Genomic DNA, 15,998 nt, shown 5'->3' on the forward strand with positions numbered 1-15,998 from the left:
CCGAGGAGAACCATGGAGTTGCGCCGCTTTTTGGAGCTGAACGAAGCCATGGCTCTGCGTGAGCTGCTGGACCAGATTCTGCGTGTGGAAGCAGTCTGGGAACAGGAGACGGAACGCCAGCAGTCCCTGCAAAAACTCTTTGAACTTTTGGATGGCGCGGCTTTGCACAGGGGTCCCACCCTGCGCAGTCTCGCCAGTTTACGCCAGCGTATTCCAGAGAACCCGACCTATCATCAATTCATGAGTCTCGTTGTTCCCATCGAGCGTCAGCATAGTCGTGCGATCGCGGACGGAGATTTTCCTGTGGCGTCGGAGGATCGATCCGAACCCAAAGCAGCTCAGCTGATGCCTCTGGTTTTGGTGCTGGATAATCTGCGCTCAGCGTTCAACCTGGGTTCCATCTGGCGTTTGGCGGAATGTCTGGGGGTGAGTCATCTGCATCTGACCGGCTATACCGCAACACCCGATCAGGCCAAGGTCAGCCGCGCGGCTTTAGGAACCGAGCAGCTGGTGTCCTGGGAATGGCATGCGCATCGCGAGGCCTGTTTGGAAAAGTTAAGGGCCGATGGCTTTGCACTCTATGCCCTGGAAACCAGTCCATCCGCGCAAAGCCTCCATGGATTTTCCTTTCCCCAGCAGAAGACGGCTCTGCTCTTAGGGAACGAACGCTATGGTTTTGAATCCGACCTTTTAAAAACCTGCGACGCCGTGATCGAAATCCCCTGCTGGGGCCGCAAAAATTCCTTGAACGTTGCGGTCACCGCCGGGATTGCCGTGCATGAAGTCAGGCGGCAATGGCTGGCGGCTGGCTTTATTGCCCCGTCGTAGTTATTTGGCTTTTGACGCCGGCACCCGCGCATCAGGCGGCGTCGCCCAGCGGGCTATTGTGGTGGCTGGAAAGCCTTCATGCTTGTCTCCTGATACCAGAATCGATCGGACATCCACCGGCATCTCGCCTGGCTGTGGCCCACGCTTTTCGGCAAACTCCACGGTATTCGAAGCCAGATCTGCATAACTCGCACTGGCTTTTTGCAGGGCTTTTTCCAACCGTTTGGTCAGTTCAAATTTCTCGCGACTCGTTTCTGCATCCCGATCCGCCTCGCGCAGATCAAAGGTGGCCACACTTTCTTCGCGCAGGGCATCGAGCAATTTATCAAAATGTTCCTGAGTATCGGCTTCAAAATCCGCCCATTTATGAAGTTTCAGTCCCTGGCGATTGCCGATCCAGATCCGGCCCATCACTCCAAAAATGCTTTCATTGGAACTGGGCATGTCCTCCATCACGAGGACGGGATAAACGCGCGTGGGAAAACCACGATTGAGCAATTCATAAACCAGCACACCATCGTGACGATAACGGACGGAGGCAGTCATGTTGCTTAAAGGAAAGAAAGGTTCCAGATTATTTTTCGTTCCCGCGACGACCCGCATCCGCGCGGCATGATCGAGGGCCACCCGGACCCCTCGAACCTGAGGTTTGCGTTTGAACGTGGTCATGAGCTCGCGCACCTGATCAATGCCGATCACAACATTCAGGGCACTGCCTTCCGTATAACCGGCATGATAAACCCCGACCAATTCGAATTCGCCTGTTTTACACGACACGGCAAAAACGGGCGAGCCCGAGTTCCCTGGAGACAGGAGCGCATCAATCACGAAGTCGACATGATCCCATTCTTTGTATTCATCATGATCGTAAGCAGCAATGACCTTGCCGGCATTGGTGGCCTTAAAAACCCCTAGTGGAAAGCCGCGAACGTCGACCACGTTACGCTCCTTGAGACCTGAGCTGTGGCCTATCTTCCACGGCAGCACAGGCAATTGGTTTTTGGTCTTAAGAATTGTGATATCCAGCTGCGGATCGGCGACAACCTGTGTCAGTGTAATATCATCGCGATCAAAGCTATCACTTTCATCATCCACGATTTTGATGGCATCAGACACACGTTTGCAGCCTGCTGGAACATCATCGGCCGGGTTTTGTTCATCTGTAACAGTGGGCCAGTCCGTGACATGTTGATTGGTCATGACATAGGTTTCACCGCCCTGCACGCGATAGGCAAAGCCGGTCCCATGACCCACGACCTTACGTTTTTTCTTACGTAGATTGCCATCAGGTCCATACGATGGACATTCATAAGTGGCCATGGTCCGGATGCAAAACGTATAAGAAGGCAGGCGCTGTTCCAATTCTCGCGCTTTAGGATTCAGAGCGGACAGATCATCCGCATATTCATTGGTGCAATAAGGTCCTGGCGCGACACCGGCTTCAGGTTTAACTTCAACCTTGGATTGCGGCGCGTCCACCGCTGCGAATGAAAGACCAGGCACGAGAAAAGAAAGGACGCAGAGCCATCCACCAAATTTTGCCATTATTTTTCTCCTCGCGAGTTGCATCGACGCTATCATGGTTTTATACCACAATTGCGGCGGCGAGGCTGGTTTCACTTCGTGTCCTCGTCAAATGGACTTGGTCTGACAAGCTTGTCAAATGAGTGAAAAGCGGCTAGACAGGAGCTCGCCGTTTTTTTGGGGAAATAGCCTCATGAGTGATCGTATTCACCGACTTGCCTCCTTCGTTCGACCGCAAAGCATCCTCTATGATTTGTGCTGTGACCACGGCTATATTGGTTTTGCGGCCTGGGACCACAAACCTTTGGCTGGTCTGGTTTTTGTCGATCAAAGCACCAATGCTTTGCGGGCGGTGCGGGAAACATTGCGGGAGCGTAACCTGATGGACGACCCGCGGATTCAGGTCATAGCAGGTGTCGCCGAACAGCTGCAGATTGACGACAGGCCCAGTGATTTTGTAATTGCCGGTGTGGGCATTCGCACGATCGTGACCATCACACGCACGCTTTTTCCCCACGGATTGGGTCCGCATCGCTTGATTGTATGCCCCGAGAAGAATTCGCTCGAGCTGCGTAGTTTTTTAAAGTCTCAGGCTTATGGATTGGTCGCCGAAGATGTGGTGATGGAAGCGTCACGCTTTCGTGAGATCATCGTTTTGGAAGAAAAAGGCGGCCCCATTCACCTGCTCGGTGAAGGTTATGCCGATCGAGCGGATCCACACGTGCAAAATTTTGTCGCCTCACTGCGTGCCTGGCACGCATTAGTGACAAAAAAGAGAGAAGCCCGCCCCGCCCCTTGAGTCAGGGGTCCATGAATGTTGAGTCAAGAGCTCATTATTCCGCTGGGGCCTTGTCCTTGGACTCGCTTTTGTCATTGGCTTCGAAAGCGTCATAGACCTGCGAGTTCAAGCCACCCACATAACTCATCGACCGGGTGATCCCGATGATGGCTCCGAGGATGATGATCACGGCCACACCCATGGCGATCATTCCACGGCGGCGCCCGGCAGCGCCAAAGTTTTTTTCGTAGCGGTCGATCAGTTCGGCTGAATCTTTGGATTCGGGTTGCATAAGCATCCCTCCCACAAAGGTTGTTGGTTCCCGTACTCTGTATCGGTGATGATTGTGCAGAAAGTGAAGGATGGCAATTTTAGCCTATAATTTCCGGGAGCTAATGGAGATCATTTCTGTTTCGTGACTTATGCAAAAAAGTGCAACCATAACCGGGAGTCATGGCTGCGGTTCCGACGCTTGAGCGATATCAGGGATTTAGATGACGCTATTTGAGCAGAAGGCGGAGGACCTTATCCTTGGACTTGATCCAAGGAAAGTAGCGAACTGGCAAATCAAAGAAACTGCTATTCATCACGACCGACTTTTTGTGGGAAAAGGCATCGAATGAATGCTCGCCATGATAGGCCCCTGCACCACTGGCGCCAACCCCGCCGAAAGGCAGATTGGGATTGGCCAGATGCATGAGAGTATCATTGATACATCCGCCGCCAAAGCTCACGGAATTGATCACATCGGTTTGTTCCTGCTGACTATCCGAGAAAAGATAAAACGCCAGAGGCTTTTCAAAACCCAGGATAAACTTTTTCGCCTGGCTGAGATCCTTGACCGGAATGATCGGCAGAATCGGGCCGAATATTTCTTCCTTCATCACGGGATCGTGCATCTGGACGCCGGTCAGCAGGGTCGGCTCGATCAGGAGTTGACCCGCATCAGCGCGGCCACCAAAATTGACCTTGCCGGGTTCGATCAAACGCATCAAGCGTTGGAAGTGACGCTCGTTGATGATGCGGGGCAGCTGCTCATTGCCCAAGGGATTGGATCCAAAGCGCAGCGTGATTTCCCTACGCAGGGCTTCAATCAAGGCGTCATGAATCGTATCTTCCACCAGAATATAATCGGGTGCCACACAGGTCTGACCTGCATTCAGAAACTTGCCGAACACAATCCGCCTGGCCGTGACCTCGAGATGGGCATTGCGCGTCACAATACAGGGACTTTTGCCACCGAGTTCAAGCGTGCAAGGAGTCAGATTTTTGGCCGCCGCTGCCGCTACTACTTTGCCAATGGCCGTGCTGCCGGTGAAAAAGATGTGATCCCAGCGACACTCCAGCAGCTGCTGACTGAACTCGACACCGCCATTTTTCACATGAACATATTCAGGAGCAAAAGCTTGATTGATCATTTGCTCCAGGAGGGCCGCCGTATGGGGCGCCATCTCCGAAGGCTTGATCACAGCCACATTGCCAGCAGCAATCGCGCCGATCAACGGAGCAATGGCCAGCTGGAAAGGATAATTCCAGGGACTGATAATCAGAGTCCGACCCAAAGGTTCGGGAACGATGCGGCTCTTTGCAGGCCATAGAGCCAAGGGGGAAGCGACCTTCCGCGGTTTCATCCATTTTTTCAGATGCTTGATGGAATCGGAAATTTCTGCGTAAGTAATTCCCACTTCCGCTAGATAGGCTTCCGTTTCATGTTTGCGCAGATCACGGCCCAAGGCCTCCAGGATGGCCTTTTCATGCTGGCGAATGGTCGCCATCAGCGTTTTAAGCTGACTCAAACGAAAGTCATAGCCGCGGGTTACGCCGGTTTGAAAGTATTGATCCTGGCGCTTAAGGAGTTCGTCCAAGGATATGGAGGCGGTCGTGGCCGGTAAAGCTTGCGACATACGGTATCCAGTTTGAGTTGAATGCCCTTTGTTCAAGGGTCGAGAGGCCCTCACTCTAGCATGCGCACGCCGGTTCGCAAAGTGCCGTTAAATCGGCATGGGAAGCTTCAGAGCCCGGAAAACCTGACGGTTTTTACTGTGTTCCGTGTCCTCGATATAAGAAAAATACTTCTCGCGATCGTCGACATGGATGTCACAGATATTGATGCCGTAGCGCTTGATTTTCTTTTCGAAATCCACTTCGCAGCGGATGACCTTGCCCAGACAGCGGATCGGTTGATCCTCGAGAAACAGTGTGAGTTCGAGCAGTGTCGATTCATGGAAGGGAACACGGAATCCAGGAGGACTGGCCAGAAGAAAGCCGGTCTTGGAGACGTTGATGGTTTTCATGTGATAAGGCTCTTCCGAACCAAAGGTGCGGGCTTCCACCCGCGTCGGGATCTCGGTATTGAAACGGGCAAAGCGCACATGATAGTGATGCCGCGTGGAAAACGAAACCTTGCGATGCGATGACTCTGGCAGTATGCGTTCAAAATTAATTTCGGGATCGGTGGTGATCAAACGAAAACGCTTATAGCCTGGCGGCAAATTCTTCTTGGGCACGATCTGATGAACGACCAAGGGAATGCGCTGATTGTCGCGATATTCAACGTGCACGATCGTCCCGACTTCGAGCGGATCGCTTGAGATGATACCGATATTGTGATGCGAGACTTCATAGAGTGCATAGTCGACAGACTTTTCCCAACCGGCCACCGACATCAGGCCGAAACCGATACTCTGTTGGGCAAGTGCCTGGTCCAAAACCTGTTCTTCTCCGATGACTGCGGTGGCCGCCATAACGCTTCTCCAAGACGAAATTCCTCACGTTAAGACTATCGGCGAGCCTTCAGGGGAGTTGAAAGAAATTTATAGCCTACGAAAAGAACAGGCCTAATTTTTAAGCACAACGGAACTTTGACGATGATTTTCCTTGAGAGTCTGCGCCGCTCTGGTCGATCCTTACTTCGAGGCAGAATATTAAAAAAGTAAAAGAGGACCGGAGGGACAGTCTCCCTCCTTGTCCTGGTCCCATGACAGTTCGAATCTTTCTACCGACAGGCGCTCCTACAAGTCTGGTTGGCCTAATTGTGACTGGACTATTTGTCCTTTGATCCCAGATCCGGCTGTCCCGCATCATTCATTTTGTCGGAAAAACGTTGAGGATCGTTGCCAGGATTGGATTGCGGCGGATTGCCTTTACCGAGCTGCGCTTTGCGTCCAGCTTCGTCATCGAAACGTCCCGACCCTTTGCCCGTCTTCTGCTCGGACTGGGGTTGCGCATGTTGACTCGATTGGTTTTTCTGCGTGTCGTTGCCCGTACCCATGACTAACCTCTCATTCGTTGGACTTGTCTTTGCTGAGCTCACACTTCGTGAGCCCTTGCCTAATTTCATAAATCGTACCAATCCACGTGAGCAAATCTTCTAACTCCATGCTGTCCTGGTTGGATCAGGGTTTGATCTTAGTGGACCCTATCCTATTTTTGCATTAGGAAGGGGATGGACGTTGCTAAAAGGAGAACACTATGATGAAGTTTCCAGGATACACCCTTGCCGCCATGGCTTTACTGAGTTCAGTCGCCGAAGCCCGTTATATCGGTCCGCTGCTTGTGAAAGAAGCCAGCACGGGTTTCGTGATGCCTGAGTATTCCAAGACGCAGAAGTGCGAGATCTTTGCCCAGAAAACAGTTCTGACCACGACCTTCGGTGGAGGCGGGCAGCTGGCTAGCGTTCAGACGATCAACCAGACTCTGGATGGCGATTATATCGGCCTGATGCAGAAAGCGCAGAAAGTCAAATTGGTCAACCAGCCTGGAGCTGTTGATGGGCCCTCGGTCAAGTACTATGGTTATCTGATCAATCCTGATGATTCGGTTCGCAAGGTGACGTTCTATGATGAGAACGGTGGAAGCGGAGCCATTCTCAGCAATCCTTCCTCGGAAGCGTTGGTCTTAAAGAATGTGATTGAGTCCCTCTGCCCCAATACCATGCAAGGCATTGGTCCCGCACCTATCGATTGAAGCTCAACTCGGGCGGCCTTGGGCCGTCCATCACTCATGCTGACCCATTCCCTAACCTCACTCATTCATTGACTTCTCATCATTTTAAAAAATTCAAAATACGATCAACAAACTCAATCCTTTCCCTGCTGCGTGCAGCACTGGGCAGTGACATGCTGAGCTGGGAGCTCAATAGCGGGCATGTGCCTATCGAGATCCATATCAAAAGGCAGGATCGTGAGCATCGGATTGCTATCAACTGGGTTCCTTTGATCAATAGGAGCCAGCAGATCGAAGGTTTCCTGCTTGGCTTCCGGGATGTCACAGAACGCCGCCAGCTCGAAGCCAAGGTCCGCGAAGACAAACTCAAGAGCGATCGCCTGACGAATATTCTGCGCGAGCTGGCTCAGACCGATCGGAAGCGGGCGTCGGACCTTGTGGCTCAAGTCATTGAAGTCCTCGCTCCTGAGTGGGAATCGCCAAGCTCCCGAGTTTTATCGAACGATTTCAAACGCCATATCCATACTCATAAGGGTGTGGCACGCAGTCTGGGACTTTAGGAATTAAGCCGTTTCCTGCACCTTCTGGAAGACGGATTCTCTCAAAGCCGGGACGGCACCTGGGCTACCCTGCGTCCGACCTGGCAGAATCTTGCCCATGACTATGGCAAGCTCCTGAGTGATCTGGGGGAAGGTCAAGCGGCTCAAGAAAGTCAGCATCACAGGAGTCTGCTCGGTCTTGTCAGCCTTAAATCGCATCTGCTGGCTGAGCATTTGGGGCAGCATGGGTTTTCAAATTTTACTCTGACCGTGCAGGACAGTGTCCATGCGTGGCCGCGTTCCATCGGTGACGTCCTGGAGAAGGTTTTGATTCATAGCCTTATTAATGCGGCTGATCATGGATACATCCTGCCGGCCCAAAGGGCGCGTGCTCACGAAGAACCCGCGTTCCGTATTGAAGCCCGACTTGTGGCCGATCGGGTGCAGATCAAAATCACTGACCATGGCGCTGGTGTCGACCTGGCCAAAATCCGCAAGTTGGCTGAAAAACGCCATATTCCGATCGAGAATGACCAATCCGTGATGGAGGTTCTGTTCTTTGACGGTGTGACAACGGTCGAGCAAGTGACGGCCACCAGTGGTCGTGGTGTGGGTTTACCGGCCATACGCTCGCTGGTCATGGCCGCTCATGGTGAGGTTCGCATCCAGAGCAATCAGAATGAACCTGGTACGACCCTGATTTTGGAATTTCCTTCATCCCATTTCTTCGCCACTGCCGACGCTGCCTGAGCTCTCAGGAACAGTCCTTCAGCCATTGCTCGTATCGCGTCCGACTCTGTCGATAGCGGGGAAGACCCCAGGCCAGAGCGAAAATGCCCAGGATGGTGGCCGTTGTCGTGGTCAGCAGCAGAGAATAATGGATCTGTTGATCATCTTGAAAAACATAATCCGTGACCAAAGCCAGGACCATCGGTCCCAGGCCCAGGCCGATCAGACTGATGACAAACAGATAAAGGGCCGAAGCCTGGCCTCGCATTTGGTTGGGCATAATCTCCTGAATCGCAGCTGGCGCAATGCCCCAATGCATAGAGGAAAAAAACAAAGCCGGAATCATGCATAGATATGCCAGCTCACCCGTCGCGACCAATGGACCAAGGATACCAAACGGAAGCCAACCCAGAGCCGCGTACATGGAGACTCGCATTTTGGAATCGAGCCGACCTCTTTGGGCCAGCTTGTCGCCGAGTATGCCTCCCAGGATAATACCAAGCGGTCCGGAAATAATGGTCGCCAGTCCGATCAATGTGCCCGCGCGCGCCGGACTCCACCCATGAATACGAATAAAGAATTCCGGCATCCATGCCGCCGCCCCATATCCGCTCAAGGCCAGACAGGCAAAGCCAAAGGTGTGGCAAAATAAGGTACCGCGGTTTTGCCAAACGTGACTGAGAAACATCGAAAAGGGAACATCCAGGACCGTTTTTTCACCTGCGGCATTCACCGCCATGACCTGGTTCTTGCGACTGGGCTCACGCAGAGTCAGAAGCAGGAGGGTCAGAGGAATTGTCGGCAAGGCGACAACAAAAAATATAATTTGCCAGCCCAGATGGGTGCCGATGAAGGGCAGACTATGGGTTTTGTCCAATTCGTATCCATGGGTTAACATGCCGCCAATCAGCGAGGCCAGACCCGATCCTATGTAAATACCCATTCCATACACGCTCATCGCGCGTCCTATCTGGTTCGATGGAAAAAGGTCGGAGATCAATGAATGCGCCGATGGTGTGAGGGTGGCTTCGCCGATGCCGACGTTACACCGGGCGATGGCGAGATGAGTCCATGTGCGGCCGAATCCAAAAGCCACCGTGGAAAGGGTCCAAAACACCTGGCCTACAGCAATTAACGTCAGCCGACTCATGCGATCGGCGAGCCAGCCCAAGGGCAGTCCGGCAATCGTATAAAACACGGCAAAGGCCGGGCCCATAAGAAAACCCATCTGTGAATCCGACAGCCCCACTGTGCTGCGAATCGGCCCCACGAGCAGGGCCAGGATCGATCGATCTAAAAATGAATTGACGTAGATACCGAGAAGCACAAACAGGCAATACCAGGCATACAGCGAGGAAGTTTTTCGGATGGCTTTGATCTTGATGGGGCCAGCCTGCTCAATGTCTGTTGCTATTGTAGTCTCCACGCACCTTCTCCTTATGATGGATGGACTCGAATCACTTTGATTTGCGGATTGTTTAACACACAAGCCTGCGAGATGGAACGTGGATAGGAAGCATGAGCAGTCCTCTGCATCCTAAGGGACATGGGGAACTGGGTGTCGCTTGTCCAGACCACGCCCCCGTTGGCCTTCAATTATTTCAACTGTTTAGGACTAGCCTTCTTCAAACCCGCATCTGAGAACGGTTTTAGCGCAATAAAGGAACAACCCGGGTTTCCCCTGACCGGCATCAGTGTGCGATGACTCTCCATCTAAAGGTTTTTCCATGACAGCGTTTCAAAGCCGGAGCTTTTTTCGCTCAGGCAGGTTCGTCGGTTCGATCGTGTTTTTTTGTCTCGGGTTTCTCCCAGCCTGTGGAACCGATGAGGACGCAGAGCATTCCGATACCAAATTTTTGACTGGCGCAGGTCCAGCTCGGGGCCACGAAGATATTACACGCATGGGCGTGGATAAGGCCAATCAGCAGCTCGAATCCCTCCTCGGCCAACGTCCCTTTCCTGATATACTTTACGGTTTGAATGCAGCCTCGAGTGACAATCCTCTGGTCAAAGGCAATTTTGAATCCGACTTTCCACAGGCGCCCATCATTAACTTCCACAATGCAGCAGGCGCTGACTGGCACAACGATGGTCGTCTGCAGCATATTCATTCCTTGCGCGGTGCGGAAAATGGTATCTACCGCAACAATCGATCGTCCTGTGAACTTCAGCAGCAAACGATTCGCACCATCACAACCAAGGCCATGGATGCCTTGCATTCCGGTGACCGCGAATCAGGACTCTATTGGGTAGGTCACGCCACACATGTGATTCAGGATAGCTTTTCAGCCGCTCACACGGATCGACGGAGCACGGAGCTCCAGCCTGAAGGTCGGGCCATTTATGAATTTTGCACCTACGGGACACGCTTTCACGGAATTTGCTACCACGATACAGCGGATCTCAGAGATCGGATTTGGCATGACGGCCTATCCTGTCAAATTGATCCTACCAATCGATCCGAAGAATGCCTGCGTGGTGAAGCCAAATGGGCTGTCGATGCCACGGCCAGTTATCTGGCCCTGGTGGGTCGTTTGATGGCAGGAAACAGTGATCAGGAAACTCTCTTGCAGGATTTTTTCACAAACGCAGGTGTGTCGGGCAGTGGTTATTTTGATTGCGGTAAGATTCCCGATTCACGCCTTGGTCTGAGCGAAGTGACGATCAAAAGCAGCAACAGTCCGGTTTCTCAATGCCATTCAAATTGGAAGCAAGCCGGCGCCGATTTGAATGATGGGGCCATGGGAAAATTTGTTGAGCTTTGTCAGCAGTATGGTGAAGTGCCGAATCCAGTGTCCGGTATCACTGTCGTCGCAGGACGAGACGCCAGGTGCCCCGATGGTTTTGAGCGTAATGATACGAATCTGAACGATGGGACGCCACGGGGTGAAAAATTGTATCTGTGTGTGAGTCGGCAGCCAGGAACGCCCCTGATGGAAATCAAAGCGACCAGCAGCAAGAGTGGAGGCAATCGCTGCGGGGATGGCTTTCACTGGCTCGGCGTTGATCTCAACAAGGGCGCTGGTGGTAAGTACGTTTTTCTTTGCTATCGCTAAATTGGGAAGAGGAGTCTTTATGCGTTATATTTTGCTTTCCGTCCTGATCCTAATGAGTTCTGGCTGCGGTGACATCATCAAGGCCAAAAATCCTTTCAAGAAGTCCAAACCGTATCAGCCGGAATTTCTGCATGACCACACCGGAAGCTGCCCTTACTATCCTGCAGTTTGGTCGGGCCCATGCGAAGGGGAAGGCTATGATAAACATCGGACTTACCCATTGAATCTGACCCAAAGCTTCTGTACCTTTTTCCTCGTCGAGAATACAGCGTTCCGGCTGGATAAGGTCGAAACCCACGAATCCACCGGCTTGCAGCACAAGACGTCAGGTCAATGGGTGAATGCAGATCGCACCCTGTTGAGCCTGGTTGACGAATGGCAGCAAGGGGATCAATCCTTCGTACGTACGTTCGAAATCAATCATGATACGGGTATCGCCACCGAACAGGTGAAAAACGCGAATGACCCCACCCAGGTCCTATCGAGTTGTGACTACCGCCGGTCGGTCATCAGAAATAATATTATTCATTGAAGGGCTGGTCTCAACCTTTGTGGTCTTTCGGCAGACCTACAATAAAGCAGGTGTGAGGAAGAGTGTCGTCATAAGAAAGATAGCCGCCATGTTCGGCTATGATCTTGCGGGTAATGGCCAGTCCCTGGCCGGTGCCTTTGCCGACCTCTTTGGTTGTAAATGAATGTGTGGAGAGTTTTTTGAGGGTGGCCCTGGGGATGCCTGGGCCGCTATCATGCACTTGAAATTCAACAAAGTCCTGTTGATTCACAATTTCAAATTTTACCCAGCGATTCGGGCTTTTCTGGATGGCATCGGCCGCATTCAATAGAAGGTTGACCAGCATTTGGGAAATCTCGACATCGCGACCTTGAATATGAACCGGGACCGAACCCGTATGGATCGTCAGGGGAATCCCATATTCGATGAAGCGGCTTCGAACGATCAGCTCCACCTCGTCCATGAGAGCGGTGAAGTTAATCGGAGCCCTCGGCATGTTGTCGGAAACATGGGAATGACGGCTGATGGATTGGATGAGCTTGATAATGCGTTCGTTCATTTTGAAAATGCTTTTCAAGTTGTCGCGAATCAATAGGAATGGCTGACCATTTTGATTTTCAATGAGAGTTTCTATCATCTGGCAGCGGCCATCGATGACCGTCATAGGATTCTTGATCTCGTGAATGATGTTGGCGCTGATACGGCCCAGGATCTGAAGTTTTGAGTTCTGGATTTCCAGGGCTTCCTCTTTAGCCACGGCCGACCTGGCCCAAAGAGTGAACACAGCCCAGAGTCCCATAAGAAAAATCAGAAAAACAATCAGGGATACCCATTGAATGCGCTGAATGCGCGAGAAATGGTTGTCGTACTCGCGTTGTTCACGAAGACGCGCTCCATCGATCAGTTTGTCCAGGGGAATCAGAACATTTCGATCCAAACCACGGACGGCTTGATCGGCCAGGCGATAGTCAAATGAGGATGATCCCTGCGCCAGTTTCAGAGCGTCGGTATAAGCTTTGAGAAGATTCTCCTGGTTCGCCAGGTATTCATCGATAAGCTTTCCTTGTTCGGGATCCGACAGCTGGCGCAAAGCCCTGGCAGGTTCCAGAGTGCTGGCATGATGATCCAGAAGTTCCTGCCAGTAGTGATCAAGGTCAGCTGACTCATGCCCTCGCAGCAGAACGTTTTTCCATGACTGGACCATCCACCGGAAATGCATCATGATTTCTGTGGATGTTTGTTGGAATTTTGAACTTTGAAGAAGGCGTTGGTGCCCTTCGCTTTCAATCGTGCCGAGAATGGAGCCCACAGCAATAGCGGCCAGGCAGACAATGGCAATAAGGAGCGACAGAGCGCGCATGACAACACGCTCCCGCCGCCTCGCCTGGCTTACAGGTCTTTGTCCTTGTTCGCCGGCTTTAACGAGCTCATACATGCTTCAATCGCCAACCTGTTATGCTTATATTCTAAACAGGACTCGCATTTTGCAGAAGAGCTGAATTTGCCTATCAATCAGCCGAAATTGCCCCTAATCTCGTATGTTGCCCCATTGGCTTCCGACCCATTCTTGATCCCCCTCTGCGAGCTAAAATACAATCGATCATGGTTGGGTGTGATGGCCGGCCCCGCGATCTCGGAATGGTCCTGGTTCACCATGTGAAGCAAGGGATACACATCGCCATAGGGTCCGAGCACCACGATCTGCATGTCACCGCCATCCTCGGCGACCAGAATATGACCATCCCTGGATACAATGATATTATCCACGCCGCTTAAAATCGGATGCTTGGACTGCTCCGGGTCATAGACAAGGCCCAGTCTTTGGTCCGTCGTCGAATAGGACCACACGCAATCATCGCCCTTGCTGGTAAAATAAATCGTGCCTTCGTGATACCAAATGCCTTCACCTCCATTGAAGCCACGGCTCTGTTTCACCTGCTGGCGCGTGGGTTTTGCCGAAGAGGAAGGAATGGGATAGGGCACTTCCAGCCAGCTGACATGTCCTGACTTATCGACAGCTGCAACTTCGAGACGGCCTTGCTGGAGGTTCATTCGCCCCGAACTGGTTATATCCCTTGGTGTATAACGGTAGAGGCGTCCATCTTTTTCATCTTCAGTCAAATAAATGTGCTGATGCACCGGATCGACGGCAGCCGCTTCATGCTTAAACTTTCCCAAGCCCCGGCAAAGGACGGCTTGGGTCTGACCATATATGTCGCATTCATAAACCATTCCGTCACTGTGCTCTTCACAGGAAAGCCAGGTACCCCAGGGAGTTGGTCCACCGGCGCAATTGGTGCTGGTACCCGTGAGGATCGGATAGGCGTCGACGATGCGGCCCTCCTGATCAAAGCGGATGGCGCCCGCACCTCCACGACCCTGGGACAATTCACTGTTGGAGGTATAGATCTGGGCCGTCGAGAACCTGCCTGACTTGACAGATCCCGCATGGTCCCAAATCTGATAGTCCCGCATTCAATATTTTTGAATGAGCATGTCCGGCTTGACGCAATATGTGGATTGAAGGAAAAAGGATCTGCAACACCCGCCGTGGAAAGTTTGTGTCGCAGAAAGAATAACAAAAACATGCTCAATATATTCCGAAGCAGGGACGCTTGGAAGCAGAAAGCTATGGAACGGGGTCGATTGATAAAAAATATCAAACGCCGTTATCAGCGTCTTTTGCTTAGATTGCAGAACCTATCAGAAGAACGGGATTGCTTGCGTCGTGAGCGGGACGAACTCCGGGAGGCATTGCGACAGGAGCGATTGCCGCCAGTACCGCCACCAGAATCGCTAACTTTGACAATTTCTGTTCTCCTTGTTTTGCAGGCAAGAATTTCATTTCGTTCGGTGCCACGGGTATTGACTGCCATGGGTTTCCGAGGATGGATTCCTCATTTCACGTCCACTATCAACTGGGTTTGCCGAGTGGGCCTGGCGCATCTGCACGAAGTAAAATCGCCTCCAGAAGAGTGGATCGCGATAGTGGATATGACGTTGGATATCGCTTATAAGAAGGCTTTGGTCGTCCTCAGATTGCCACTTAAGATATTCCTGCAGCGACAAGGGGCTGTGACACTCGAAGACGTATCCTGCGCGGGAATTCAAGTAAGGCAATCCTGGAAGAGCGAGGATGTGGCCCAGGTCCTGCAAGGAATCCTCGGAAATGAACCCATGCTCAAAGCCATCATAAAGGACGGTGGGACGGACCTCGCTAAAGGTGTAAGATTGTGGAAGGAATCAGAGAAAAGAAAGGATGTTTTCACTATCAGTGATCTTGGACATGAAGTGGCAAATGCCCTCAAAGCCGATTTCAAAGAACGGGCATCATTCAAATTGATCACCCGAAAGCTGAAGGACAATGCCACGAAAATTTTCCAATCGAGGCTTGCATTCCTTGCTCCACCGAAGCTTCGTCCAAAAGGACGTTTCATGGGGATATCGCGCCTCGGCAGCTGGTTCGAAAAGATCCAAAAGCTCCTTGGTGGTCCAGGGCGTGTTCACGAAGGCAGTCTGGAAGCCGAGTTGAGGCAGCTCTTCGGTGGCTTCGGAAACTTAACCTATATGACAAGACAGCTTTGCCAAAGAAGCCTCCTGTTCGCGGAAATGATGAAAATCCTAAAAACCAAGGGACTCAATAGGGAGAGCTATCAGGAAGCGATGGAGATAGCCGGAATGATTCCCAAAAGATCCCAAAGTTATAAGAGGATTTCAAGGTGGTTGATGCGGCATCTGCATATCCAATGCCGCCTCGGCGTTGCCCAGACGCCGCTTCCGGTTTCGAGCGACATTATTGAATCGTTGTTCGGAACCTTCAAGAATTTCATCGCCAGAAACCCCAAGGCTGAACTCAATCATCTCATCCTTGGAATCCCTGCCCTCTGTGGGCCACAGAACGGTAACCTGATTCGGAGCCGCCTGGCGCTGGTGTCACACATGGACTTGGCGAATTGGAAGAAAGAGGAAATCGGGGTCACGGGAAAGATGGAAAGGATGAGGATTTTTTCTCAGCTGGAATCAGACAAACTGGATCAAAAATGGGACCGTCTCAAGTCCGGCTAGATGTAGCAGGTTTCGACGGCCCA

At 52.0% G+C, this 15,998-nt stretch carries 17 protein-coding genes; 8 read left to right on the top strand and 9 right to left on the bottom strand.

Annotation, left to right across the window (positions count from 1 at the left end):
- Positions 1-12: 12 nt before the first annotated feature.
- Positions 13-828 carry an RNA methyltransferase gene (locus VE954_RS03315; RefSeq protein ID WP_324949636.1) on the top strand — a complete coding sequence of 272 codons (816 nt, stop codon included), beginning with the start codon at positions 13-15 and terminating at the stop codon, positions 826-828.
- Here VE954_RS03315 and VE954_RS03320 read toward each other — a convergent pair whose 3' ends face one another.
- Positions 829-2,373, bottom strand: coding sequence for a serine protease (locus VE954_RS03320; RefSeq protein WP_324949638.1), 1,545 nt, complete (start codon positions 2,371-2,373; stop codon positions 829-831).
- Positions 2,374-2,545: 172 nt separating this feature from the next.
- On the opposite strand from VE954_RS03320, the gene VE954_RS03325 reads away from it, so the two are divergent.
- Positions 2,546-3,151 (top strand): tRNA (adenine(22)-N(1))-methyltransferase TrmK, encoded by a 606-nt coding sequence (locus VE954_RS03325; protein ID WP_324949640.1) that lies wholly within the window; start codon positions 2,546-2,548, stop codon positions 3,149-3,151.
- A gap of 34 nt (positions 3,152-3,185) precedes the next feature.
- Here the strand turns inward: VE954_RS03325 and VE954_RS03330 are convergent, their stop codons facing one another.
- From VE954_RS03330 to VE954_RS03345, 4 genes are all read right to left on the bottom strand, one after another.
- Entirely contained in the window at positions 3,186-3,422 is a 237-nt protein-coding gene (locus VE954_RS03330) for a hypothetical protein (protein ID WP_324949642.1), read from the bottom strand.
- A gap of 208 nt (positions 3,423-3,630) precedes the next feature.
- Positions 3,631-5,034: an aldehyde dehydrogenase gene (locus VE954_RS03335; RefSeq protein ID WP_324949644.1), complete on the bottom strand. Its 1,404-nt coding sequence runs from the start codon at positions 5,032-5,034 to the stop codon at positions 3,631-3,633.
- 87 nt (positions 5,035-5,121) lie between these two features.
- A complete protein-coding gene (locus VE954_RS03340; RefSeq protein ID WP_324949646.1) occupies positions 5,122-5,874 on the bottom strand; it encodes a PilZ domain-containing protein in 753 nt (250 codons plus the stop codon).
- Positions 5,875-6,173: 299 nt separating this feature from the next.
- The gene (locus tag VE954_RS03345) at positions 6,174-6,401 is read right to left on the bottom strand and encodes a hypothetical protein (RefSeq protein WP_324949648.1); all 228 of its coding nucleotides are present in this window, start codon (positions 6,399-6,401) and stop codon (positions 6,174-6,176) included.
- Between the two features lie 200 nt (positions 6,402-6,601).
- Here VE954_RS03345 and VE954_RS03350 point away from each other — a divergent pair, with 200 nt between their 5' ends.
- A complete protein-coding gene (locus tag VE954_RS03350; protein ID WP_324949650.1) occupies positions 6,602-7,096 on the top strand; it encodes a hypothetical protein in 495 nt (164 codons plus the stop codon).
- A 152-nt stretch (positions 7,097-7,248) separates the two neighbouring features.
- Entirely contained in the window at positions 7,249-7,635 is a 387-nt protein-coding gene (locus VE954_RS03355) for a hypothetical protein (protein ID WP_324949652.1), read from the top strand.
- A gap of 3 nt (positions 7,636-7,638) precedes the next feature.
- Here VE954_RS03355 and VE954_RS03360 read toward each other — a convergent pair whose 3' ends face one another.
- Entirely contained in the window at positions 7,639-7,860 is a 222-nt protein-coding gene (locus tag VE954_RS03360) for a hypothetical protein (protein ID WP_324949654.1), read from the bottom strand.
- A gap of 81 nt (positions 7,861-7,941) precedes the next feature.
- Here VE954_RS03360 and VE954_RS03365 point away from each other — a divergent pair, with 81 nt between their 5' ends.
- Positions 7,942-8,364 carry an ATP-binding protein gene (locus tag VE954_RS03365; protein ID WP_324949656.1) on the top strand — a complete coding sequence of 141 codons (423 nt, stop codon included), beginning with the start codon at positions 7,942-7,944 and terminating at the stop codon, positions 8,362-8,364.
- 4 nt (positions 8,365-8,368) lie between these two features.
- Here the strand turns inward: VE954_RS03365 and VE954_RS03370 are convergent, their stop codons facing one another.
- Positions 8,369-9,769 carry an MFS transporter gene (locus VE954_RS03370; RefSeq protein ID WP_324949658.1) on the bottom strand — a complete coding sequence of 467 codons (1,401 nt, stop codon included), beginning with the start codon at positions 9,767-9,769 and terminating at the stop codon, positions 8,369-8,371.
- 301 nt (positions 9,770-10,070) lie between these two features.
- Between VE954_RS03370 and VE954_RS03375 the strand changes: the two genes are divergently transcribed.
- Positions 10,071-11,399 carry a hypothetical protein gene (locus VE954_RS03375; RefSeq protein WP_324949661.1) on the top strand — a complete coding sequence of 443 codons (1,329 nt, stop codon included), beginning with the start codon at positions 10,071-10,073 and terminating at the stop codon, positions 11,397-11,399.
- A gap of 19 nt (positions 11,400-11,418) precedes the next feature.
- Entirely contained in the window at positions 11,419-11,931 is a 513-nt protein-coding gene (locus tag VE954_RS03380) for a hypothetical protein (RefSeq protein ID WP_324949663.1), read from the top strand.
- Positions 11,932-11,941: 10 nt separating this feature from the next.
- Here the strand turns inward: VE954_RS03380 and VE954_RS03385 are convergent, their stop codons facing one another.
- Both VE954_RS03385 and VE954_RS03390 read right to left on the bottom strand, forming a co-directional pair.
- Positions 11,942-13,345, bottom strand: a complete 1,404-nt coding sequence (locus tag VE954_RS03385) for a sensor histidine kinase (RefSeq protein WP_324949665.1) — start codon at positions 13,343-13,345, stop codon at positions 11,942-11,944.
- Positions 13,346-13,422: 77 nt separating this feature from the next.
- On the bottom strand, positions 13,423-14,385 hold the full coding sequence (locus VE954_RS03390; protein WP_324949667.1) for an alkaline phosphatase PhoX: 963 nt from the start codon (positions 14,383-14,385) through the stop codon (positions 13,423-13,425).
- Positions 14,386-14,898: 513 nt separating this feature from the next.
- Here VE954_RS03390 and VE954_RS03395 point away from each other — a divergent pair.
- Positions 14,899-15,975, top strand: a complete 1,077-nt coding sequence (locus VE954_RS03395) for a hypothetical protein (protein WP_324949668.1) — start codon at positions 14,899-14,901, stop codon at positions 15,973-15,975.
- The last annotated feature ends 23 nt before the right edge of the window (positions 15,976-15,998 follow it).

This window comes from Oligoflexus sp. (assembly GCF_035638955.1).
Taxonomy (GTDB): domain Bacteria; phylum Bdellovibrionota_B; class Oligoflexia; order Oligoflexales; family Oligoflexaceae; genus Oligoflexus.

Coding starts and splice junctions, on each gene's coding strand:
- VE954_RS03375 (WP_324949661.1), top strand. CDS start 10,071: ATGACAGCGTTTCAAAGCCGGAGCTTTTTTCGCTCAGGCAGGTTCGTC.
- VE954_RS03385 (WP_324949665.1), bottom strand. CDS start 13,345: ATGTATGAGCTCGTTAAAGCCGGCGAACAAGGACAAAGACCTGTAAGC.
- VE954_RS03325 (WP_324949640.1), top strand. CDS start 2,546: ATGAGTGATCGTATTCACCGACTTGCCTCCTTCGTTCGACCGCAAAGC.
- VE954_RS03340 (WP_324949646.1), bottom strand. CDS start 5,874: ATGGCGGCCACCGCAGTCATCGGAGAAGAACAGGTTTTGGACCAGGCA.
- VE954_RS03335 (WP_324949644.1), bottom strand. CDS start 5,034: ATGTCGCAAGCTTTACCGGCCACGACCGCCTCCATATCCTTGGACGAA.
- VE954_RS03390 (WP_324949667.1), bottom strand. CDS start 14,385: ATGCGGGACTATCAGATTTGGGACCATGCGGGATCTGTCAAGTCAGGC.
- VE954_RS03330 (WP_324949642.1), bottom strand. CDS start 3,422: ATGCAACCCGAATCCAAAGATTCAGCCGAACTGATCGACCGCTACGAA.
- VE954_RS03345 (WP_324949648.1), bottom strand. CDS start 6,401: ATGGGTACGGGCAACGACACGCAGAAAAACCAATCGAGTCAACATGCG.
- VE954_RS03320 (WP_324949638.1), bottom strand. CDS start 2,373: ATGGCAAAATTTGGTGGATGGCTCTGCGTCCTTTCTTTTCTCGTGCCT.
- VE954_RS03350 (WP_324949650.1), top strand. CDS start 6,602: ATGATGAAGTTTCCAGGATACACCCTTGCCGCCATGGCTTTACTGAGT.
- VE954_RS03360 (WP_324949654.1), bottom strand. CDS start 7,860: ATGCTGCCCCAAATGCTCAGCCAGCAGATGCGATTTAAGGCTGACAAG.
- VE954_RS03315 (WP_324949636.1), top strand. CDS start 13: ATGGAGTTGCGCCGCTTTTTGGAGCTGAACGAAGCCATGGCTCTGCGT.
- VE954_RS03355 (WP_324949652.1), top strand. CDS start 7,249: ATGCTGAGCTGGGAGCTCAATAGCGGGCATGTGCCTATCGAGATCCAT.
- VE954_RS03380 (WP_324949663.1), top strand. CDS start 11,419: ATGCGTTATATTTTGCTTTCCGTCCTGATCCTAATGAGTTCTGGCTGC.